The sequence below is a fragment of the Pararhizobium gei genome, from assembly GCF_029223885.1.
In the GTDB taxonomy this organism is placed as follows: Bacteria; Pseudomonadota; Alphaproteobacteria; order Rhizobiales; family Rhizobiaceae; genus Pararhizobium; species Pararhizobium gei.
The window spans coordinates 997,473-1,019,933 of record NZ_CP119409.1; the positions used below are offsets into that span (position 1 = coordinate 997,473).

A 22,461-nucleotide genomic window follows, 5' to 3' on the forward strand; every position below is an offset into this window, starting at 1 on the left:
GGATAAGGCTTGGCATAGGAGATATCCATGACGCTGCGTGTCATCGAAGGTGGTCGTTCGACGCTTTTGGAAAGTGAAAATCCTTTGAAGAGCACCGATGCCCACAAGGTGCGGGTAGAAGCATTGAGACGGTTGAAAGAGGCGGGCTATGAGCAATACCGCGTTCGTAGCATGGCCACCGGCCAACCGATCCCTAGAGAGTTGAAGCATTTCCAGATGCAGATCGATCTCGTGGCGGAAAAGCTGGCGGGATTGTGCCCCATTCCAACCGATTATACCGAGGATTTATACTGGCCGGCACGCACGGCAAAGTCTGCAGATTCTTGAGGCGGTAGACGAAAAAGCCGCCCTGTACAGGCGGCTTTCCGAGAACGACGGGCAAGACAAGGTCAAGCGCTCTTGCGCGTGCCCTTTTTGTTTGCCGAACCTTCGCCAAGCTGGGTGAGCTTTTCGTCCGTGGCAACTTCTTCCTGCAAAGTAGCGTCGAGAAGGACTACGGCTTCCTTCATGCCGAGCTGCGTCGCCCAAGCTTTCAGCGTGCCGTAACGAGCGATCTCGTAATGTTCGACAGCCTGTGCAGACGAGATGAGACCGGCGTCCAAGGCGGGAGATCCCTTGAATTCTTCGATGATCTCTTCACCTTCGGCGATGATGCCGAGAATGGCCTCGCAGGTCTTGCCCCTAGCCGGCTTGCCAAGCAGTTCGAACACCTGTTCAAGACGCTCGATCTGCCCTTGCGTTTCTTCCCTGTGCTGCAGGAAAGCAGCCTTGCCTTCTTCCGACTGGGAAGCGCGGGCCATCTTCGGCAACGCCTTCAAAATCTGCTTCTCTGCAAAGTAGATATCCTTGAGCGTATCAAGGAAGAGATCGTTCAATGTCTTTTCGGCCATGTGTAGCTCCTGCGGCTGGGTTGTGATGCCAGTCAACGCAAGCTTTCGTCAAAGGTTCCGGACGGAGCGCCTTAACGACGCCGACGAGAGGCGACATCCAGCAAAGCCATTCAGGCAGACCGTGACGAGCAATTGATGAAATCGATTTCACTGCTGGGCTCGAAGGCAAAGACATCAACCGGCTCGGCGAGACCCCGGAGCATCTGCGGACCAAGATCTTCCATATCCATCCGGCAGCCAGCCATCTCGACAAAATCGCGCGACAAAAGCACCGGACGTTTCAAATCCTTGGTCAGTGTTTCAAGGCGCGATGCAATATTCACCGCCGGGCCGATGACGGTAAAATCAAGACGCTGCCGCGATCCGATATTGCCATACATGACATCTCCCACATGCACGCCAATGCCGTAACCAAGATGAGCATGACCCATCTTCCTGTTCTCTTCATTCAAAGCACGCATGGCGACCTGGGCTTCGTGAATGGCCTGCAGCAGGCCTTTGCATGCATTGTCATTGCTCAATGGAAAAATGGCCAGCAAGCCGTCTCCCATGAATTTCAGGATTTCTCCGCCATGTTTCTCGATGGGGTCGGACATCGCGTCGAAATATCCGTTGAGGAGTTCGATGACATCGTCGCGGGGCCAAAGGTCGGAAATGCCGGTGAAATCCCTGAGATCGCAGATCAGGATCGCAGCGCCGACGGTGACACCACTACCCCGCGTTGTCGCGCCGGCCAGGATCTGTTCGCTGGCATGCGGCCCCACATATGTGTCGAGAAGGGAGCGCGCCATTCGGTTCTTCAGGCGGATTTCGCTGACAAGCGCGAAGGCCGGCAGAAGCTCGGCGAGAGAGATGATGTCGCTGTCGTGAAAACCGCCCGGTCTGTCACTGGCAAATGTTATGATGTGTCGCTTGCCCTGGGTGTGCAGGAGCGGCCACGCGACATAATCCGTGTGCCCTTCGGCACGCAGTTCGTCATAGAGCGGGTAACGCGGCACGACGCCGGGGGCGAATTCGAGATTCTGGCGAACGATCGTGGCGCCACTGTTTATCTCATAGGCGGGGCTGTTGAGATATCCGGATGTATCCTCGACACCGTGACCGAAGGTCTCGATCTCCGACTCCGCCAGCCCCCTGCGCCAGAGAATGCGTGCTCCGAGCCATTGGGGGTGAAGAATGCGAAAATGCAGCGTCCCGCGCGACACGGGGATTCCGGCGGCATTCAATCTTTCGCAAAGGTCGAGGAAAATATCGTCTATGAAGCGCTGATCGCGCGTCTCGGTCATCAGCCAATCGATGATGTCGCTGCTGTCGGCTGGCAGGGTGTCGGGTCGTCCGGAAAGCAGCCCAGATCCGGCGCTGGATGGATTAGGCATGGTACCTCGTGACGGTCTTTGGCGTTGGTCCCTAACTTAAGGACTGCCAAGCGGGAATACCAGTGCATAGCCGAGAATTCGAAAGCGCCGGTTGCCGGCCGCAACGAAACCAAAAAAAGCGTTTTAAGGTCACAAACGCAATCGTGGCGTCGTTCCAGCGAAACGACGCCACGGCAGTTCGATCAGGCAGCGGCCGAAACCTTGCCTTCGAGCGGTACTTCCGAGATCGTTTTCAGAATCTGGGACGCGATCTGGTAGGGGCAGCCCTGCGAGTTCGGGCGGCGATCTTCGAGATAGCCCTTATAGTCGTTCTTGATGAAGGAATGCGGGACGCGGATCGACGCGCCGCGGTCGGCAACGCCGTAGGAGAACTTGTTCCATGGCGCCGTTTCGTGCTTGCCGGTCAGGCGCTTGTCATTGTCCGGTCCATAGACGGCGATATGATCCATCAGGTTCTTGTCGAAGGCAGCCATGAGCGCCTCGAAATAGTCCTTGCCACCGACTTCGCGCATATATTTTGTCGAGAAGTTGGCATGCATGCCCGAACCGTTCCAGTCGGTGTCGCCGAGCGGCTTGCAATGATATTCGATATCAATGCCATACTGTTCGGTCAGGCGCTGCAGCAGGTAGCGCGCCATCCAGATTTCGTCGGCGGCCCTTTTGGAGCCCTTGCCGAAGATCTGGAATTCCCACTGACCCTTGGCCACCTCGGCATTGATGCCTTCGTGATTGATGCCGGCTTCGAGGCACAAATCCAGATGTTCTTCGACGATCTGGCGCGCGATGTCGCCCACGTTCGAGTAACCGACGCCGGTGTAATACGGGCCCTGCGGAGCGGGGAAACCATTTTCCGGGAAGCCGAGCGGTCGGCCGTCCTTGTAGAAGAAGTATTCCTGCTCGAAGCCGAACCATGTGCCTTCGTCATCGAGGATCGTCGCGCGGGCGTTGGTGGAGTGCGGGGTGACGCCGTCCGGCATCATCACTTCGCACATGACGAGCGCGCCGTTCGTGCGGGCCGGATCGGGATAGATCGCAACCGGCTTGAGCACGCAATCGGAGCTGCGGCCCTCAGCCTGCATCGTCGAGGAGCCGTCAAAGCCCCAAAGCGGGAGTTGGTCGAGCGTCGGGAACGTTTCGAATTCCTTGACCTGCGTCTTGCCGCGCAGATTGGGAACCGGAGTGTAGCCATCGAGCCAGATGTACTCGAGCTTGTATTTCGTCATTTCGAACCTCTCATGGGTTGATGATGGGCAGCCACGGAAGAGCCCGCATCTGCCACGCCGCCAACGGCTGATTTCCCACATGCAGGACGCGTGCCAATTCGCTCATTGAAATATGCGGAATGCTCATTTGCGGCAATGCAGACCAGTGCACAAGTCGCAACAATGACGACTGCCCTAACCGGTGCGCGCGAACCATTTGGTAGGATTGAGCTTTTGGGCTCGATCCCTGCCTGTCGCGATATCCGAAGGATTAAAAGCACGGCCCGTGCATAATTTTTACACAATTTTTCGGTTACGGCGCTTGGCATGCACACGCCCAAAATTTGTCGCGATCCAGACGAACCCGCGCGTACGCCTAAAAAATAGCCTGTTTTTTAGGCTATATGATTTTTTTTTAATCAATAGGCACAAATCTCGTACAGATCTGTTATAAGAGGGAAGATGGATCGCACGAGTTTGAAAAAGGAGGCGGCGGATGGCAAATGTTACAGTAATCGGCTCAGGCAATGTTTATGAGTTCCCCGTGTTAAGTCGAAAATCAGGTGGGCGCCGCTTCGATGCCGCAGCCGTTGTCACGGACTTCAGGCCCAAGCCCTCGCTGGTCGTTGATTACAGCAACTGGTATCATCAGGAAGCCCTGCGAGACGCCGAGACCAAGCCGCAGTCTTGATCTCGGCAATTCCCGCATCTATGCAGGTGTGGTAATTTTCCCGGCAGCGTGTTTCACCGCTGACGTCGTCCCCGCCGTTCATCGCTATCGGCCTCGCGCAGTTCAGCCATGCTGTATCTGGTGCGGCTGCCGACGTTAGATCCTGCAGCTATCTCTGCATTAGATGCGGCGAATGTGACGTAATTTTAATCATTCAGGCGCAATTTTGGTCAGGGTTCACTTGGCATGGATCAAAATACAATCTTGATCGTTCAGCGAAGGAGAGTCCGCGCTAAATCCTAGCGCAAACCGGAAGCGTTGGAGGATGACGCGCATGGCTGACCACATTATGAAGACGCTCTTGAATATAATGGCAGCACTTTCATGTGGAGCGTTTATGGTTCTTTACATCATCCTGTAACGCTCGCGGTTTAAAGCTCCCGCAAGACGATCTCACCGCAGGCTAAGATCACAGACGTCGATCCATTCGGCGGAGACGATTTGAGCCATCTGGTGAGGGTCTATCCTGACTGCCGCGTTCGGCGCCCCTGCCGCCGGAACAACCTCATCGAACGATCTTAGAGAAATATCGCAATAAATCCTGTGCGGCTTGATAAGCCCGAAAGGGCAGACGCCACCGACAGGATGGCCGGTTTCAGCCTCAACCTCGTCCAGCCCCAGCATCCGCGGCTTTGCTGAAAACAGAGCCCTGAACTTTCTGTTGTCGATCCGCGCATCGCCCCGGGTAACGATGAGGATCACCTCTTGCTGCAGCCTCAGGGCGAGTGTTTTTGCAATTTGTGCCGGTTCAACACCATGGCCTTCCGCAGCTTGGGCAACCGTTGCCGTGCTGCGGGACAGTTCGATAATGCCGATTTCCGGCGCATGTTCGGCGAAAAAGGCTTTGACTGACGAAAGGCTCATGGGCTCGTTTCACGGCGTTAGGCGAAGTAGGACGTGGCGGTGGTCGCCGATACGCGCGGTATTGCCGGTTTTTAGTCGTCGTTCGACGCGTCAAGATCCTCCGGCCGGGTGCCTTCCTGCGCATGCGGCAGGTAGCCGTGGTTCGTGAACCAGTTCGTCAGAATGGCGGCGACGGCCTGGTCGCGTGTGTCGATCTCCGGATGGTCGGATATGAAGGCCTGCAAGGCCTGCTCGACAGTGGGATCGTAGATATCCGGCATTGGTTTCTCTCCTTGCGGAGAGCAGTCAGCCCGCCTTTTGAGCGAACTGTTGCTGCTCGTGGTGGAACGCAATCAGGCGCGCTTGACGATCCTTATCAGGACGAGGAGAATCACTGCCCCGAGCGTCGCGTGGATGATCGCCCAAACGATACCGCCACCGGTGCCGAAGCCGAGCCTCGGGAAAAGGGCGCCGGCTATGAAAGCGCCAATGATGCCGATGACGATATTGCCCAGAAGACCGAAGCCGAAGCCGGAGACGATCAGCCCGGCCAGCCAGCCTGCAATCGCGCCGATGAGAATGAAGATGAGAATACTTTCGATACCCATGGATGGTTCCTTTCCGTTGTATCTGCGAAGGCAAGATAGAGCGTAAAGTCGAATACGTTAGAGGTAAAATCGGAAACTTATGGATTTTTTGAAATCAATGTGCGCCTGACAAGTCAAGCGCGCCTGCTGAACAGAAAGTAGCGACGAAAAACCCGGCGATTGGGGTGCCGGGTCTAACGATCATTGTCGTCAATCTGTCAGACGATACCGCCGCCGCCGCTTTTCGAAGCCGGGCGTTCGCCGGAGACCTTGGCGCGGTAGCCGCTGGCGCGGTAGGCCGCAACCGGCGAAATCGCGCCGCCGGCCTCGTAGCGCGACATGGCGAGAATAGGCTCGACATGGATGCGGAACGCGGCTTTCAGCGTTTCCGTCGCCATTAGCGCGTCGTTGCCGTCCTGATAGGCTTCGAGCGCTTTGCGATCGACGAGCAGCGCCTGCGCATAGGCTCGGCTGACTTCGGTCGCGCTGTTCATCAGGCTCTCGATCGGGTCGGTGACATTGTGGCTCTGGTCGAGCATGTGCATCGGCGCAAAGCCTTCCGCGGCGCGCGTTTCCGCATCCACCAGTTCGTTGAAAACGAGAAACAGGCGGTAAGGATCGATCGACCCCGTATCCAGATCGTCGTCGCCATACTTCGAATCATTGAAATGGAAGCCGCCAAGCTTCTTGAACTGGATCAGCCGCGCGACGATCATCTCGATATTGACGTTCGGCGCATGATGGCCGAGATCGACGAGGCAATACGCCTTAGGGCCGAGTTCCTGGGCAATTAGATAGTTGGTGCCCCAATCCTGAACGACGGTCGAGTAGAAGGCCGGCTCGAACATTTTGTGCTCGGAGAAAATCTTCCAGTCGTCCGGCAGTCCCTTGTAGATCGCCTTCATCGCATCGAGGTAACGCTCGAAGCTTTTGGTGAAATTGCTCTGGCCGGGAAAGTTGGAGCCGTCGCCGATCCAGACGGTGAGGGCTTTCGAGCCCAGCGCCTTGCCGATCTCGATACATTCGAGATTGTGATCGACCGCCTGTTGCCGGGTTGCCGAGTCGGCGTGGCTGAGCGAGCCGAATTTATAGGAATGCGCCTGGTCGGGCGCGTCGGAGAAGGTGTTGGAGTTCATCGCGTCGAAGCCGAGGCCGAGTGCGTTGCCCTTCTCCTTTAATTCCGAGAGGTTATCCACCTTGTCCCAGGGAATATGCAGCGAAACCGTCGGCGTCGCCTTGGTCAATTGCTGGATGACCGAGCAATCCTCGATCTTGTCGTAGATATTGCGCGGTTCGCCGGTACCAGGAAAACGGGCAAAGCGCGTTCCGCCGGTGCCCACGCCCCAGGAGGGAACGGCAACGCCGTAGGCTGAGACTTTCGCTTTTACGCTGTCAATATCGATGCCGCGACGGGCAAGCTGTGTACCAAGGTGATCGTAGTCCGCCTTGATGTCGGCGATGCGCGCCTCGTTGTCCCGGGCAATGATGTCGGGCTCGATGATGAAGTCGCTCATGGTTTCCTCCCCAGCATTTGAACTTTTTCTTGCTCGTCGCGTTCCACGTCTCGATTGTTGAACCCCCTTGGAGGCCATCTTGGACGTTGTCCGTATTCTTCTCGCCATTCTTCTGCCGCCTGTCGGCGTTTTCCTGCAGGTCGGCATCGGCCTGCAGTTCTGGCTGAATATTCTCTTGACGCTGTGCGGCTACATCCCAGGCATCATTCACGCCATCTGGGTCATCCTCAGGCGATAACCGGCATCACCGCGTGAAGCCATCAGCGTGTAAAGGATTGTGCATTGCCCGCATCGACATTGATGATGTTGCCGGTGGATTTGGCCGACATGTCGGATGCCAGGAAATAGATCGCTTCGGCAATGTCTTCCGGAAAGACGCTGAGCTTGAGCATGGAGCGCTCGCGATACATCGCTTCCAGCCCCTCCATGTCCGTCTTGTAGACGGCAGCGCGCTGTTCCTTCCATTCGCCGGTCCAGATCTTCGACCCACGCAGCACTGCATCCGGGTTTACGACGTTGACCCGGATCTGCGCGGATGCGCCTTCCAGCGCCAGGCACCGGGCAAGATGGATTTCAGCGGCCTTGGCCGTGCAATAGGCAGATGCGCCGGGGGATGCGGCAAGACCGTTCTTGGAAGCGACGAAAACGACATTGCCGCCGGCCTTCTGGTTGCGGAAAATCCGGAACGCTTCGCGCGAGACAAGGAAATACCCGGTCGCCAGAATGTCCAGGTTCTTGTTCCACAGCGCCAACGTCGTGTCTTCGATCGCCGCGGATGAGGCTAGGCCTGCATTGGAAACGAGAATGTCGAGGCCCCCGAATTCCAGCAGCGCGTCGGCAAAACTCGTCTGCACGGCGACCTCATCCGTGACATTCATGGTGACGGCGCGGACGAAGTCCTTGCCGTAACGGCCGCCGAGTTCGCTCAGGGCCGAGGCAAGCGCCGTCTCGTCGATATCGGCGAGCACAACGCAGGCGCCTTCCTGCATCAGCCGGTTGGCTGTCGCCTTGCCGATGCCGCCGGCGCCGCCGGTGACAAGCGCAATCTTGCCGGCCAGCATCTTCGGCTTGGGCATGCGCTGCAGCTTGGCTTCCTCAAGCAACCAGTATTCGATATCGAACGCTTCCTGTTCCGGAAGGCCGACATAGGTGGAGACGCCGGACGCGCCGCGCATGACGTTGATGGCATTGACGTAGAATTCGCCGGAGATCCGGGCCGTCGCCTTGTCCTTGGCAAAGGTGATCATGCCGACGCCGGGGATTAGGTAGACGACGGCATTCGGATCGCGCATCGCCGGGCTATTATAACGCTTGCAGCGCTCGTAATAGGCGGCGTAACCGGCGCGGTACTCGGCAATCGCCGCTTCGAGGCCGGCAAGCGTCCTGTCGATATCCGGATTGGCCGGGTCGAAATCGATCACCAGCGGGCAGATCTTGGTGCGCAGGAAATGGTCCGGGCAGGATGTGCCGAGGGCGGCCAACGGCGCAAGGTTCTTCGAGGTGACGAAATCAAGCACGGCCTGACTGTCGTCGAAATGGCCAAGCTTGCGTTCGTCGACACTGATCATGCCACGGATGACCGGCATCAGTTTCTGCGCCACGGCGCGGCGTTCTTGAGCTGGCAGGACCGGCTTCACCGCGCCGCCGAAGGCCGGCGCCATATTGGTCGTCTCGAACCATGCAATCGCCTTGTTGATGATCTCGATCGTCGTCTCGTAGGCTTCCTTGGCCGTGTCGCCCCAGGTGAACAGGCCATGGCTTTCCAGGATCAGCCCGCGTGCGCCAGGGTTTTCGGCACAGAATTTCGACAGCCAGAGGCCCAGTTCAAAGCCGGGACGCTTCCAGGGCAGCCAGCCGATATCGTCGCCGAAGATCTGCTGGGTCAGCTCGCGGCTGTTCTTGGACGCGGCAATGGCGATGATTGCGTCGGGGTGCATGTGGTCGACATGTTTCTTCGGCACATAGGCGTGCAGCGGCGTGTCGATCGAGGCTGCGCGCGGATTGAGGTTGAAGGTGCAGTGCGGCAGGTAGCCGACCATTTCGTCTTCATGCTCGAGGCCACGGTAAAGACCCTTCAGCGCTTCCAGCTTCTCCATGTACAGCGTCGAGAAGCCGTCCATCTTGATGGTGCCGACGTCGCCGCCCGAACCCTTGACCCAGAGAACCTCGACCGTACCACCGCCGAGCGGATCCTTTTCCATGACTTTGGCGGAGGTATTGCCACCGCCGTAATTGGTGATGCGCTTGTCGGAGCCAAGCAGGTTGGAGCGGTAAAGCAGCCGCTCGGGCTCGCTCATGCCGGCTGCCTTGGCATCGTCCCAGAGATTGGCAAGGCGCAAGCCTTGTTGCTTGTCGAGCATCTGCATTTCCTCCCGGTCAATTCCGCGCCGGCCTGCTGAGATTCCAGGGCAAAGACGCTTTCGTTGCCGCCAGATCACATAAAATCCGTGCCTGTGTCAATCAGAAACGATCAATAACAATCATATTGCACTGCACAATGAAAATATATGACTGAATGTGATTGACAATGCGCGGTCGTGATGGAAGCATAGAACATGTTGGAGGAGAGCAATGCACGAGAAAGAGCGACACAGGATCATCCTGTCGGCGGTCCAGGGCAAGCCGGTGATTACCGTGCCAGAACTTGTGGAACTGACAGACAGTTCCGAAGCGACGATCCGCAGGGATATCGCGGCGCTGCATGTGCAGAAGCGTCTCCGCCGGGTGCGCGGCGGCGCCGAAGCTATCAATCCACCGCAATTCGTCGGCCTCGCCGGCCGGCCGTTCAGCGTCAACGAAGGTCTGCATGCCCGCCAGAAGCAGGCCATTGCGAAAGAGGCCGTCGCGCTCTGCCAGGATGGCGAGCCGATCATCATCAATGGCGGCACGACGACGTTCCAGATGGTGCATTTTTTGGCCAACCGCCGCATGCAGGTGTTCACCAATTCCTTCCCGATCGCCGAGCATCTGCTGAAGCACTCGAAGAACACCGTGATGCTGTCCGGCGGCACCATCTACCGCGAGCAGAACATTATCCTCAGCCCGTTCGACAACGACGTGACGCGCAATTTTTACGCGCGCCGCATGTTCATGGGGGCTCAAGGGCTCGGTCCACTCGGCCTGATGGAAGGGGATCCGCTGCTTATCCAGGCGGAACAGAAACTGATCGATCAGGCCGACGAACTCGTCGTGCTGATCGACTCGTCGAAATTTCACAAGCGCTCCAGCCTCATCCTGTGCGGGCTGAAGCGCATCACGACCGTGATTACGGATTCGGGCATCGAGGACCGTCACGTCCAGATGCTCGAGGATGCCGGCGTCGGCTTGGTTATCGCCAATACGCGGTCGGGCATCGTTGAGGAGAATGCTTCGTCGTCGGCTTGAGACCGGCGGGAGGCGGGGAGAAGTCGCCAAATGGCCAAGGCATTTTCAGCCGGAAGCATGGGGCAAAATTTGAAAAAACAAAGCCGGATGAAGGCGGTCGCTGTGACCGCATGCGGCTTTAACGGGAGGAGAATGTCATGAAGATTTTGAAGGCTCTGATGGTCACGACGGCGGTTTCGCTGGCGCTGATGGCAGGCACGGCAAACGCTGCCGACAAGAAGATCGCGCTCGTCGTCAAGGCGCTCGGCATCGGCTTCTTTGAGGCCGCCAACAAGGGCGCGCAGGAAGCCGCCAAGGAACTCGGCGATGTCGAGATCATCTATACCGGCCCGACAACAACGACGGCTGAAGGCCAGATCGAAGTCATCAATTCGCTGATCGCCCAGAAGGTCGATGCGATTGCTGTTTCCGCCAACGACACGGACGCGCTCGTTCCGGCCCTGAAGAAGGCGATGGACCGCGGCATCAAGGTTATCTCCTGGGATTCGGGCGTCGCCAAGGAAGGCCGCTCGATGCATCTGAACCCGTCTTCCAGCCCGCTGATCGGCAACATGATTATCAAGCTGGCTGCAGACCAGCTGCCGGAAGGCGGCGACGTTGCTGTTCTCTCCGCAACGGCGACATCCACGAACCAGAATGTCTGGATCGAGGAAATGAAGAAGGTGCTGCCAAACTATAAGGGCATCAACGTCGTTGCCACCGTTTACGGCGATGACCTTGCCGACAAGTCCTATCGCGAAACGCAAGGCCTCATCCAGTCCTACCCGAACCTGAAGGCGATCATCGCACCGACCTCTGTCGGCATCGTTGCCGCAGCGCAGGCCGTCACGGATGCCGGAAAGACAGGGCAGATCAACGTCACCGGTCTCGGCCTTCCCTCCGAAATGGCAGGCCATGTGAAGTCCGGCGCGTCAAAATCCTTCGCGATCTGGAACCCGATCGACCTCGGCTATTCCGCCACCATGATCGCCTATGACCTGATCGGCGGCGCGGAAGCAAAGCCCGGCGCCGAGCTGAAGATGGGCCGCATGGGCTCCGTCAAGCTTGATGACAACAACGAAGGCGCGATGGCCGACCCGTTCGTCTACGACGCTTCGAACGTCGAAGAGTTCGCCAAGATCTTCTGATCTGGTACCTCTTCTCCCCGCCGGGGAGAAGATGCCCGAAGGGCAGATGAGGGGGCGGTTCGGCAAACACAGTGTCTGCGGAAAGCCCCCTTATCGCCTCGCTGGCACTCGGCACTTCTCCCCGCTGGGGAGAAGAGGGAGTCTGCGGTTTGCAACATGCCTAGATATTTCAAAGTCAACACCACCGGTGGATTGCCTCTTGCTGCAGGAAACGACCAAATCGCGGATAAAACCCGCCATAACGCTGGAGGGCATATCCAAGTCCTTTCCGGGCGTGAAGGCGCTGTCCGATGTCTCGCTGTCGCTCTATCCGGGCTCCGTCACGGCGCTGATCGGCGAGAACGGAGCGGGAAAATCGACGTTGGTCAAGATCCTCACCGGCATCTATCAGCCCGACGGCGGAACGATCCGCATTGATGGTGGTGACACCCATTTTCCGACGGCGATGGCGGCATCTCATCAAGGCGTCACGGCCATCCATCAGGAAACCGTGCTGTTCGATGACCTTTCGGTTGCCGAAAATATTTTTCTTGGGCATGCGCCGCGGGGCCGGTTTGGCCTGATCGACTGGAAGAAACTTAACGGCGATGCCAGGGCGCTTCTCGCCCGCGTCGGCGCCGAAATCGACCCGACCATTCGTCTGCGCGATCTCGGCATTGCCAACAAGCATATGGTCGCGATTGCCCGCGCACTGTCGATCGACGCCAGCGTCGTCATCATGGACGAGCCGACGGCAGCATTGTCGCATAAGGAAATTCACGAACTCTACGATCTGATCGACCGGCTGAAGGCGGACGGCAAGGCGATCCTGTTCATCAGCCACAAGTTCGACGAGATTTTTCGGATCGCCGATCGCTACACCGTTTTCCGGGATGGCGGCATGGTCGGCGAGGGGCTGATTGCCGATGTCACTCAGGACCAGTTGGTGAAAATGATGGTTGGTCGCGACGTCGGCCAGGTTTTCCCGAAGGTGGATGTCGATATCGGCGAACCGGTGCTGACCGTCTCCGGCTATCGCCATCCCACAGAGTTCGAGGACATCAATTTCGAGCTGCGGCGCGGTGAAATCCTCGGCTTCTACGGCCTGATCGGTGCCGGCCGCTCCGAGTTCATGCAGTCGCTGATCGGGATCACCCGCCCGTCGGCCGGCGCTGTCAGGTTGAACGGCAAGATATTGGTGATCCGCTCGCCTGCGGAAGCGATCGAGGCCGGGATTGTCTATGTGCCGGAGGAGCGCGGTCGACAGGGGGCAATTATTGGTCTGCCTATTTTCCAGAACGTCACGCTCCCCTCACTGCAGAAAACGTCGCGGGCGGGCTTCCTGAAGCTTGCCAATGAATTCGCGCTGGCGCGGGAATATACCTCCCGACTCGATCTGCGGGCCGCTTCGCTCGATCAGGATGTGGGCACTTTGTCCGGCGGCAACCAGCAGAAGGTGGTGATCGCCAAATGGCTGGCGACGCAGCCGAAGGTCATCATCCTCGACGAACCCACCAAGGGGATCGATATCGGCTCGAAGGCCGCCGTGCATGCCTTCATGAGCGAACTGGCAGGGCAGGGATTGAGCATCATCATGGTTTCCTCGGAAATTCCTGAGATCATGGGCATGGCGGACCGGGTCATCGTTATGCGCGAAGGCCGGATCGCCGGACGGTTCGAACGCTCGGAACTGACCGCCGAAAAACTGGTGCGGGCCGCGGCCGGTATTGCAACGCAAGCCGAAGGCGGGATCGCGTGATGGCAAAGCTGCTTAAAAATCGTGAAGTGCTTCTGGTTGTCGCCATCGTCATATTGCTGGTCGCCATCACTCTGCGCTTCCCCGGTTTCATCGCCCCCGCCAATCTGGCGCGTGTCTATAACGATACGTCGATCCTGATCATCCTTGCGCTCGGCCAGATGGCTGTCATCCTGACGCGCTGCATTGACCTGTCCATGGCCGCCAATCTGGCGCTGTGCGGCATGGTCGCAGCCATGATCAATGCCGCTTTCCCGGGCGTACCGATCCCGCTCCTCGTGCTGGGTGTCGCGGCCCTTGGCGCCGCCCTCGGTTCGATCAACGGCCTGCTCGTCTGGAAGCTCGATATTCCGCCCATCGTGGTGACGCTCGGCACACTGACGATCTTTCGCGGCACGATCTTCCTTTTGAGCAATGGCGCCTGGATCAATGCCCACCAGATGAGCGACGCCTTCAAGGCTTTGCCGCGTGCGTCGGTGATCGGGTTGCCGATGCTGACCTGGCTGTCTGTGGCAGCCGTCGGCGCCATCTATATTGTCATGACGCGCACGCCAGTCGGACGCGCCTTCTATGCTGTCGGCGGAAACCCGCATGCGGCTGTCTATACCGGCATCGACGTCGGCCGCACGCGGTTCCTCGCCTATTGTCTCTCGGGCGCGCTTGCCGGGCTTTCGGGCTATCTCTGGGTCTCCCGCTACGCTGTCGCCTATGTCGATATCGCCGCCGGATTCGAACTCGATATCATCGCGGCCTGCGTCATCGGCGGCATTTCGATTGCCGGCGGCATCGGCTCGGTGGGCGGCGCCGTGCTCGGTGGCCTGTTCCTCGGCGTCATCAAGAATGCCCTGCCGGTGATCAACATCTCGCCCTTCGCGCAACTGGCTATTTCCGGAACGGTGATCATCGTCGCGGTCGCGGTCAACGCCCGGTCGGAGAAGCGCAAGGGCCGTGTCATTCTGAAAAAGGCGGAGGCGATCTGATGGCGCAGGCGCAACTTTCACCCAGGCTTATCCCCGATCGGCTTCGCAGCCGCAGCAGCCGATTGCTGAAAAGCTGGGAAAGCCTGCTTCTCGTTGTTGCCATTATGATCTTCGCGATCAACTCCTTCGCCTCGCCGTATTTCCTCGATCCGTGGAACCTGTCGGACGCGACCTTCAACTTTACGGAAAAGGCGATGATTGCCTTCGCCATGGCGCTTGTCATTATCGCCGGTGAGATCGATCTTTCCGTTGCCGCGATCATTGCACTCTCCTCGACCATGATGGGTTTGGGGATGAGCCTCGGCTTCGATACGCCGATGCTTGTCATCATCGGCCTCGGAACAGGTCTGCTTTGCGGTGCAGTCAACGGGTTGTTGATCACGGGCCTCGGCCTGCCGTCGATTGTCGTCACCATCGGCACGATGAGCCTGTTTCGCGGCCTGTCCTTCATTATACTGGGGGACCAGGCCTATACGGGTTATCCAGCGAGCTTTGCCTATTTTGGCCAAGGCTATGTCTGGTGGGTGTTCTCGTTTGAATTCGCGCTGTTCGTGCTGTTTGCCATTGTCTACAGCGTGCTGCTGCACAAGACGAATTTTGGCCGCGCCGTCTACGCCATCGGCAACAATCAGACGGCGGCGATGTTCTCCGGCGTTCGCGTCGGCCGCGTCAAGTTTATCCTGTTTCTGCTCACGGGCCTTATGGCCGGCATTGCCTCGATCTGCCTGACCTCGCGCCTCGGCTCCACCCGCCCGTCGATTGCCTTGGGTGTCGAACTCGAAGTGGTGACGATGGTGGTGCTTGGCGGGGTGAGCATTCTCGGCGGTTCGGGCACCATTCCCGGCGTCGTGCTGGCCGCCTTCATCATGGGCATGGTGACCTTCGGCTTTGGCCTGCTCAACGTACCGGGGATCGTCATGTCGATCTTCATTGGCGCGCTACTGATCTCGGTCATCGCAATGCCCATTCTCTGGTCCCGGACGCGCCGCCGCGGCGCGCATTGAGGAGCGGATCATGGAAAAATATGCATTTCGCATGCGGCTCAATCCGGGCCAGAGCGAAGAGTACAAGATACGGCACGATGCAATCTGGCCGGATTTGTTGGGGCTGCTCAAGCAGGCCGGCGTTTCCGATTATTCTATCCACCTCGATGAGGAGACCAATCTCCTGTTCGGTGTTCTCTGGCGACGCGATGACCACGGCATGGCCGACCTTCCCGATCACCCTGTGATGCGGAAATGGTGGGCCTATATGGCCGATCTGATGGAGACCAAGGCCGACAACGAGCCTGTCGCAGTGCCGCTCGTCACTGTCTTCCACATGAAATGAGTGCCGCATGAAAATCGTCGCCGTCATCGATATCGGCAAGACCAATGCCAAGGTGGCGCTTGTCGATCTCGACCGGTTCGAGGAGATTGCGGTGCGCAAGACCGCCAATGCGGTGTCCACGGACGGTCTCTATCCGCATTTCGATGTCGAACGCCTGTGGGGTTTCATCACGCGTGGATTGGCGGAGTTGAACGCGTTGACGCCGATAGAGGCGATTTCGGTGACAACACACGGCGCGACCGCCGTTCTCCTTGATAGCCGAGGCGAACTTGCGCTGCCCCTGCTGGATTACGAGTTTACCGGGCCGGACAGGCTCCGAACGGACTATGACCGGGTCCGCCCGCCTTTCGCCGAGACCGGATCCGCCCGTTTGCCGATGGGGCTCAATATCGGCGCGCAGATTTATTGGCAGGAGCAGACCTTTCCCGCCGAGTTCGCCCATGTCTCCGCAATCCTCACCTATGCGCAATATTGGTCCTACCGGTTGACGGGCGTCCCATCGACGGAGTTGACGTCGCTTGGATGCCACACCGACCTCTGGAACCCCCATAAGGCCGATTTCTCGACCATGGTCGATCAGCGCGGCTGGCGCTCGCTGTTTGCGCCCGTGCGGCGGGCAAGCGAACGCCTGGGCGGGCTGACCGATCAGGCGGCGGCGGAAACCGCCTTGCCCGCCGGACTGCCTGTGTTTTGCGGCATTCACGATTCCAATGCCTCTCTGCTTCCGCATGTGGTGACGCGGCAAACACCGTTTTCCGTCGTATCCACAGGCACCTGGGTCGTCATCATGGCAGTCGGGGCGAAACCCATGAGCCTCGATCCGGCCCGCGACATCCTCATCAACGTCAACGCGCTCGGCGATCCCGTGGCCTCCGCCCGCTTCATGGGTGGCCGTGCATTTGCAACTCTGATCACCGCCGCCGATATCGAGCTTTCCGATACGGCGGAAGCGGATGTTGTCGCCCGGCACTGCATGCTCATGCCCTCGGTGCCGGAAGGCTCCGGGCCGTTTCCGAATTCAACGGCGCGATGGACATGCGAAGAGCAAAGCCTGACGCCTGCGGAGCGGTTCGCCGTCGTATCCTTCTATCTCGCCATGATGAGCGCAACATGTCTCGATCTCATCGGAGCCCAGGGAGAGATCGTGGTGGAAGGACCGTTTGCGTCCAACCCTTGTTACCTGCGCATGTTGGGCGCGGCCACAGGACGCCCCATTTTAATCGGCAGCAACAGTGCGACAGGCACAAGCCTTGGCGCAGCCTGCCTGGCCGACGGGAACCGTGCGCGGGCTCATACGGTGGAATTGAATAGCCCTGTGCCGGACATCTATAGAGTATATGCGGACAAATGGCGCTTGGAGGCAAATCGCGCTGAAGGACTTTAGGCGCAGGCGGCTGGCAAAAGCGGCCGAAGGTCTGTTTGCAGTGCAGGCTTGCGGGATGTGTTTTCAGAATACCTGCAGGTGGACTGCCTTGCGATCTTCTTCAATGTTCAAGAGGATTGAAATAGCCGCGAGCGTCAAGACGGCAATCAGTGTGGCGCACAGTCCCAGAACAATCATTGCCCATTCCCTCTACGCCACCCTCATGGTGACGCTTCAAATCGGTCTGCTATGCTTTGCATCGCTCTCGCAGCCAGAATAGAAGTGCTTTAACGGCATTGTCAGGCAAGCTCAATTCCCAAGTTTAATCCATAAAAACCTGTGGTTTTCTTGTCACGCCGCACAACGGCCTGACCGATAAAGGTTCAATTTTAGCTAAAGCAGATACAGAGTACCAACCGTTAACCTTCAAGCAACGAATTAACCATAAACATGGTCGCTAAGCGTCGGAGCAGGAAGCCATTCCTGGCAAGGCATGAAGCCGCACCGACGAACCGGTTCTGATCCGGTATGGTTTCCCGGGCAATTTTCGAAAATGCGGTCGATCGCTGCCATCGTGGCACGGGCTTTGAAAAGTCTGCGCCTTGCCCCTGGAAACATGACGCCAAACAGCCTGCAACGGCCATGCCGTGACGATTTTCATTTTAGGACTACTCTCTGGAGGCCGTTCCGGTTTTGCAGAGTTTCTTCCAGACCGGGGAACACGCGTGAGGCACGAAACGTCGCCAGATCAGACCAGGAAGGCGCAGGCGGGCAGCCTGCTTGAGCGCCTGCGGTTTGCCGGGCTCGACGATGGCCAGACGGAAGTCCTTCGCCGCAACCGGCAGGCATTGGGCGCGCAGGTCGAGCTGGCGTTGCGCGATCTCTTCCAGCGTCTGCAAACCTTTCCGGAAGCGGCTCGGCATTTCACCAGCGATCGTCAGATCGATCGCCTGCACGATCTTCAGTCCTCGCATTGGAATGTTCTCACGGACGCCCGTTTCGATAGCCTCTATGCCGAGCGCGTCAAGCTTCTTTCCGATGCGGAAGGCAAGATGGGTCTGGACCCGCGCTGGCAGATCGCCGGCCATTCAGTTGTTTTGGAACGGCTGATCTGCGCGATGATCGAAGAACTCTGGCCGAAATCCGTGCTACCGCTCGGCAAATCGCGCAAGCAGGAACTGGCCGATCTCGTCGCTGCCCTTGTCCGCACGGTGTTCGTAGACACCGAAATTTCCGTGTCCTTGCGCTTCAACGAACTGCGCCACAGCCATCAGCGCCAGCTTGCCGAACAGCGCAAGGCCGGTGAAGCCGAGGCGCTTGCACTTTTTTCCGACGTAGCGCTTGCGCTTGAACGCGGTGATCTCACAGTCCGAACGGACAGCGAGACCGCCCCCGCGTACCAGCCGCTTGCGCAGCAACTGAACGGCGCGCTCGACCTGTTTCAAGACAGGATCGCCGGACTGTCCGACCGGGCGGCGGCGATGGAAACCGCATCCGCCGATCTTCGTGGACGGACGACGGGTTTTGCCGAACAGGCGAGGGAACAGTCCGGCGCGCTTGCGGATACGGTCAAAGCGCTTGGCATCATTGTCGATCGGGTCAAAACCAATGCCGTCCAGGCGCGCTCCGCCGAGCAGGGCGCCGCAGCGGCGCGGCAGTCGGCCGAAGACAGCGGCGAGATCGCGGGCCAGGCGATTTCCGCCATGGCCGACATCGAGGCGTCGGCTGAAAAGATCGGTCAGATCATCGGCGTCATCGACGAGATTGCTTTCCAGACCAATCTGCTTGCCCTGAACGCCGGGATCGAAGCTGCGCGCGCGGGCGAAAGCGGCCGCGGCTTCGCTGTCGTGGCGCAGGAAGTCCGTGCCCTTGCACAGCGCTCCGGCGATGCCGCCCGCGAGATCAAGCAGCTTGTCTCCAATACCAAGTCTCAGGTCGAGGCCGGCGTCGCACGGGTCGGCCGCACTCAGGATGCAATCAGCAGCATTGTTGACCAGGTTCGTGGCATAAACGATGCAGTCGCCGGAATTGCCCGTGAGACTGCGGAACAGGCGGCAGGCATGGAAGCCGCCGTCTCCGAGCTCGGCCATATCGGTCTGCAGGTTGTCGCCGGCGCGGCACTCGCTGCCGATGCAGGCCAAAGCTGCGCAGATCTTCACACGGTCATCCTCGAACTTGGTCAGACGATCCGCGAATTCCATGTTGAGCGACAGGCGCCGAAATTCCCGGCTGCTGTTTCCGCGGCGCGGATTGCCGTCTCGGCGCGCCCTCGCGATGAGGATCAAGATTTTGACGATGACGGCCTTCAGGGTCGTCTCGCCGGATGGGGCCGCTGATGCAGTGCCCTCACGAATACATGCAGCCCTCGGCAAGTTTTTATCAGTCATGGCACGGGAATTCCCGTGGTCGCGGCGGAAATCTGCGAAACCGGTTTTGTAAATTGCTCCCTGTCAGAGAAGGAAAGTAGCAATGGCACCCAAGAAGTCCGCTTCGAAAATTTTAAGTCTCGCGCCCGTCCTCGATCTCAACGAGGCAACCACGCTGCACGGAAAGCTGATGGGATTGCGCGGCAGCAACATCGTGGTTGACGCCTCCGCAGTCGAGCGCGTCGGCGCGCTTTGCATTCAGGTGCTGATGGCCGGAGCGAAAAGCTGGGAAGAAGACAAACAGTCTTTCACCTTTTCCAAGGTGTCGGACGCATTTACGAAAACGACACAGCTGATCGGGGTCAATATTGATCACCTGATAGCAAAGGAGATTTGAGACATGAAAAAGAAAGTTCTTACGGTCGATGATTCCAGAACCATCCGGAACATGCTTCTCGTGACGCTGAACAATGCCGGTTTCGAAACGATCCAGGCCGAAGACGGTATTGAAGGCCTCGAGGTGCTTGAGGATGCCAATCCGGATGTCATCGTCACCGACATCAACATGCCGCGTCTCGATGGCTTCGGCTTCATCGAAGGCGTGCGCAGGAACGAAAAATTCCGGGCGATCCCGATCCTCGTTCTCACGACCGAGAGCGATGCGGAAAAGAAGAACCGCGCCCGCCAGGCAGGCGCGACCGGGTGGATCGTCAAGCCATTCGATCCTACCAAACTGATCGATGCAATCGAGCGCGTAACCGCTTAAGCCAGGATTCCTCCCCATGGATATGAACGAAATCAAAGAGATTTTCTTCCAGGAATGCGAGGAGCAACTCGCTGAGCTGGAATCCGGTCTCCTGCGGCTCAATGACGGTGATCGCGATCCGGAAACGGTGAACGCCGTTTTCCGTGCGGTCCACTCGATCAAGGGTGGTGCCGGAGCTTTCGGTCTGGATGATCTCGTCTCCTTCGCACATGTGTTCGAGACCACGCTTGATTGCGTTCGTTCCAACAAGCTGGAGCCGACCCAGGACGTCCTGAAGGTCATGCTTAAGTCGGCCGACGTGCTCGCCGACCTGACGAATGTCGCCCGCGACGGCGGCAGCGTCGATCAGGCGCGCTCGGCGCAACTGATCCGGGAGCTCGACGCTCTCGCCAAGGGCGAGGCCCCGCCACAGGCGGCGGCGGTTGTCGCGGCACCCAAGCCCGTTGCCGCGGCAACGCCGGCACCCGTTGCCAATGATCAGGGTTTCATGCCCGTTGCCTTTTCCTTCGATGATTTCGGCGGAGAGGACGAGCCCTTGATGGAAATCCCGGTTTACGAGATTACCTTCAAGCCGAAGTCCGAGCTCTACAGCAAGGGCAACGAAGCGGCCCTGCTCCTGAGGGACCTGTCGCGCCTTGGCGAAATGAGCATCCATTGCAACATGGATGATCTGCCGCCGCTCGACCAGATGGATCCCGAGACCGCATATTTCTCCTGGAAGGTCTCTATCAAGACGGACAAGGGCGAAGATGCCATCCGGTCCGTCTTCGAGTTTGCCGAATGGGACTGCGAGCTCGACATCAGCAGTGTCGACTCCGGCGAAGACAGCGGACCGGCTGGGGACGAATTGCCTATGCAGCCGGTGCCGTTCGATCTCTCGGCGCTTGATGACGAACTGGAAGTGCCCCTCGGCGTGGTCGAGGAAGAGGAACAGATCGCTGCCGCAGAGACCGCATCCAATGTTGTCCAGCTGAGCGCCGCCACGGCGCGCGGCGCCGATAAAGGTGCGGCAGCGGCTGTCGCGGCGGCGCAGAACAATGCCCAGCAGGCCGCTTCCGCGGCGGCGCAGACGATCCGTGTCGATCTCGATCGTGTCGATCGCCTGATCAACCTGGTCGGCGAACTCGTCATCAACCAGGCGATGTTGTCGCAGAGCGTGATAGAAAACGATTCGAACGGCGTGTCGTCGATCAACATGGGCCTGGAAGAACTCCAGCAGCTGACGCGGGAGATCCAGGACTCGGTCATGGCGATCCGCGCGCAGCCGGTCAAACCCGTGTTCCAGCGCATGGCCCGCACCGTCCGTGAAATTGCCGATATCACCGGCAAGTCGGTACGCCTCGTCACCGAGGGGGAAAATACCGAAGTTGACAAGACCGTCATCGATAAGCTCGCAGAGCCCTTGACGCACATGATCCGCAACGCCGTCGATCACGGCCTGGAAATGCCGGAAAAGCGCCTTGCTGCCGGCAAGAGCGCGGAAGGCACGGTCAAGCTGACCGCCAAGCACCGTTCGGGTCGCATCGTCATCGAACTGTCCGACGACGGCGCGGGGATCAATCGTGAGAAGGTGCGTCAAAAGGCGATCGACAATGACCTGATCGCTGCAGATGCCAATCTTTCGGACGAGGAAATCGATAACCTGATCTTCCATGCAGGCTTCTCGACTGCCGACAAGGTCTCCGACCTCTCCGGCCGCGGTGTTGGCATGGACGTCGTTAAGCGCTCCATCCAGGCGCTCGGCGGACGCATCAACATTTCCTCGAGACCTGGCCACGGCTCGGTCTTCACCATGAGCCTGCCGCTGACGCTCGCGGTTCTCGACGGCATGGTCGTCACCGTCGCCGGCCAGACACTGGTCGTGCCCTTGACGGCCATCGTCGAAACGCTCCAGCCGGATGCAGCTGCCGTCCATTCATTCGGCGCGACACAGCGCCTGATCTCGATCCGCAACTCCTTCTGCCCGCTGGTCGATGTCGGGCGCATCCTGAACTTCCGGGCGACGCAAGCCAATCCGGTCGAAGGCGTAGCGCTTCTTGTGGAATCGGAAGGCGGCGGACAACGCGCCTTGATGGTCGATGCCATCCAGGGTCAGCGGCAGGTCGTCATCAAGAGCCTGGAGGCCAACTATACCCATGTGCCGGGAATTGCCGCTGCGACCATCCTTGGCGACGGCCGCGTTGCCCTCATCCTTGACGTCGACGCCGTGGTTTCGGCATCACGCGGCAACCCGCTCCATCTCGAATCCCTCGCTGCTGCCGGTTAGACA

The 22,461-nt window shown here is 58.9% G+C and carries 22 protein-coding genes; 14 read left to right on the plus strand and 8 right to left on the minus strand.

Annotated elements, in window-relative coordinates:
- Positions 1-27: 27 nt before the first annotated feature.
- Entirely contained in the window at positions 28-327 is a 300-nt protein-coding gene (locus PY308_RS04660; RefSeq protein ID WP_275788760.1) for a hypothetical protein, read from the plus strand.
- A gap of 62 nt (positions 328-389) precedes the next feature.
- On the opposite strand, the gene PY308_RS04665 is transcribed toward PY308_RS04660, so the two are convergent.
- The 3 genes from PY308_RS04665 to PY308_RS04675 all read right to left on the minus strand — a co-directional run bounded on the left by PY308_RS04665 (position 390) and on the right by PY308_RS04675 (position 3,489).
- Positions 390-890, minus strand: coding sequence for a YciE/YciF ferroxidase family protein (locus tag PY308_RS04665; RefSeq protein ID WP_275788762.1), 501 nt, complete (start codon positions 888-890; stop codon positions 390-392).
- A gap of 110 nt (positions 891-1,000) precedes the next feature.
- On the minus strand, positions 1,001-2,266 hold the full coding sequence (locus PY308_RS04670; protein WP_434064199.1) for an adenylate/guanylate cyclase domain-containing protein: 1,266 nt from the start codon (positions 2,264-2,266) through the stop codon (positions 1,001-1,003).
- Positions 2,267-2,448: 182 nt separating this feature from the next.
- Positions 2,449-3,489, minus strand: coding sequence for a glutamine synthetase beta-grasp domain-containing protein (locus tag PY308_RS04675; RefSeq protein ID WP_275788765.1), 1,041 nt, complete (start codon positions 3,487-3,489; stop codon positions 2,449-2,451).
- Between the two features lie 475 nt (positions 3,490-3,964).
- On the opposite strand from PY308_RS04675, the gene PY308_RS04680 reads away from it, so the two are divergent.
- A complete protein-coding gene (locus PY308_RS04680) occupies positions 3,965-4,159 on the plus strand; it encodes a DUF2735 domain-containing protein (RefSeq protein WP_275788768.1) in 195 nt (64 codons plus the stop codon).
- A gap of 432 nt (positions 4,160-4,591) precedes the next feature.
- Here the strand turns inward: PY308_RS04680 and PY308_RS04685 are convergent, their stop codons facing one another.
- The 4 genes from PY308_RS04685 to rhaI form a co-directional block, all read right to left on the minus strand.
- Positions 4,592-5,062 (minus strand): YbaK/EbsC family protein, encoded by a 471-nt coding sequence (locus tag PY308_RS04685; protein ID WP_275788771.1) that lies wholly within the window; start codon positions 5,060-5,062, stop codon positions 4,592-4,594.
- A gap of 71 nt (positions 5,063-5,133) precedes the next feature.
- Positions 5,134-5,322: a hypothetical protein gene (locus tag PY308_RS04690; protein WP_275788773.1), complete on the minus strand. Its 189-nt coding sequence runs from the start codon at positions 5,320-5,322 to the stop codon at positions 5,134-5,136.
- 72 nt (positions 5,323-5,394) lie between these two features.
- Entirely contained in the window at positions 5,395-5,649 is a 255-nt protein-coding gene (locus tag PY308_RS04695; protein WP_275788776.1) for a GlsB/YeaQ/YmgE family stress response membrane protein, read from the minus strand.
- A gap of 197 nt (positions 5,650-5,846) precedes the next feature.
- Entirely contained in the window at positions 5,847-7,142 is a 1,296-nt protein-coding gene (rhaI, locus tag PY308_RS04700; RefSeq protein WP_275788778.1) for an L-rhamnose catabolism isomerase, read from the minus strand.
- Positions 7,143-7,221: 79 nt separating this feature from the next.
- Here rhaI and PY308_RS04705 point away from each other — a divergent pair, with 79 nt between their 5' ends.
- The gene (locus tag PY308_RS04705) at positions 7,222-7,380 is read left to right on the plus strand and encodes a YqaE/Pmp3 family membrane protein (protein WP_275788781.1); all 159 of its coding nucleotides are present in this window, start codon (positions 7,222-7,224) and stop codon (positions 7,378-7,380) included.
- Between the two features lie 22 nt (positions 7,381-7,402).
- On the opposite strand, the gene PY308_RS04710 is transcribed toward PY308_RS04705, so the two are convergent.
- Positions 7,403-9,502, minus strand: coding sequence for a bifunctional rhamnulose-1-phosphate aldolase/short-chain dehydrogenase (locus PY308_RS04710; protein WP_275788784.1), 2,100 nt, complete (start codon positions 9,500-9,502; stop codon positions 7,403-7,405).
- A 211-nt stretch (positions 9,503-9,713) separates the two neighbouring features.
- On the opposite strand from PY308_RS04710, the gene PY308_RS04715 reads away from it, so the two are divergent.
- From PY308_RS04715 to PY308_RS04765, 11 genes are all read left to right on the plus strand, one after another.
- A complete protein-coding gene (locus PY308_RS04715) occupies positions 9,714-10,526 on the plus strand; it encodes a DeoR/GlpR family DNA-binding transcription regulator (protein ID WP_275788786.1) in 813 nt (270 codons plus the stop codon).
- 137 nt (positions 10,527-10,663) lie between these two features.
- Positions 10,664-11,653: a rhamnose ABC transporter substrate-binding protein gene (gene rhaS, locus PY308_RS04720; protein WP_275788788.1), complete on the plus strand. Its 990-nt coding sequence runs from the start codon at positions 10,664-10,666 to the stop codon at positions 11,651-11,653.
- 226 nt (positions 11,654-11,879) lie between these two features.
- Positions 11,880-13,391: a sugar ABC transporter ATP-binding protein gene (locus PY308_RS04725; protein ID WP_275791016.1), complete on the plus strand. Its 1,512-nt coding sequence runs from the start codon at positions 11,880-11,882 to the stop codon at positions 13,389-13,391.
- A complete protein-coding gene (locus PY308_RS04730; protein WP_275788790.1) occupies positions 13,388-14,368 on the plus strand; it encodes an ABC transporter permease in 981 nt (326 codons plus the stop codon). Before PY308_RS04725 ends, PY308_RS04730 begins: the two co-directional genes overlap by 4 nt.
- Positions 14,368-15,372, plus strand: a complete 1,005-nt coding sequence (locus tag PY308_RS04735) for an ABC transporter permease (protein ID WP_275788791.1) — start codon at positions 14,368-14,370, stop codon at positions 15,370-15,372. Before PY308_RS04730 ends, PY308_RS04735 begins: the two co-directional genes overlap by 1 nt.
- A 10-nt stretch (positions 15,373-15,382) precedes the next feature.
- Positions 15,383-15,697 carry an L-rhamnose mutarotase gene (gene rhaM, locus PY308_RS04740; RefSeq protein WP_275788793.1) on the plus strand — a complete coding sequence of 105 codons (315 nt, stop codon included), beginning with the start codon at positions 15,383-15,385 and terminating at the stop codon, positions 15,695-15,697.
- A 7-nt stretch (positions 15,698-15,704) separates the two neighbouring features.
- Positions 15,705-17,081, plus strand: a complete 1,377-nt coding sequence (locus PY308_RS04745; protein WP_275788795.1) for an FGGY-family carbohydrate kinase — start codon at positions 15,705-15,707, stop codon at positions 17,079-17,081.
- A gap of 704 nt (positions 17,082-17,785) precedes the next feature.
- Positions 17,786-19,396, plus strand: a complete 1,611-nt coding sequence (locus tag PY308_RS04750; RefSeq protein WP_275788798.1) for a globin-coupled sensor protein — start codon at positions 17,786-17,788, stop codon at positions 19,394-19,396.
- A 133-nt stretch (positions 19,397-19,529) separates the two neighbouring features.
- On the plus strand, positions 19,530-19,823 hold the full coding sequence (locus tag PY308_RS04755; RefSeq protein WP_275788801.1) for an STAS domain-containing protein: 294 nt from the start codon (positions 19,530-19,532) through the stop codon (positions 19,821-19,823).
- A 3-nt stretch (positions 19,824-19,826) separates the two neighbouring features.
- Positions 19,827-20,192 (plus strand): chemotaxis response regulator CheY1, encoded by a 366-nt coding sequence (gene cheY1, locus PY308_RS04760; RefSeq protein ID WP_056329642.1) that lies wholly within the window; start codon positions 19,827-19,829, stop codon positions 20,190-20,192.
- 16 nt (positions 20,193-20,208) lie between these two features.
- Positions 20,209-22,458 (plus strand): chemotaxis protein CheA, encoded by a 2,250-nt coding sequence (locus PY308_RS04765; RefSeq protein ID WP_275788807.1) that lies wholly within the window; start codon positions 20,209-20,211, stop codon positions 22,456-22,458.
- The last annotated feature ends 3 nt before the right edge of the window (positions 22,459-22,461 follow it).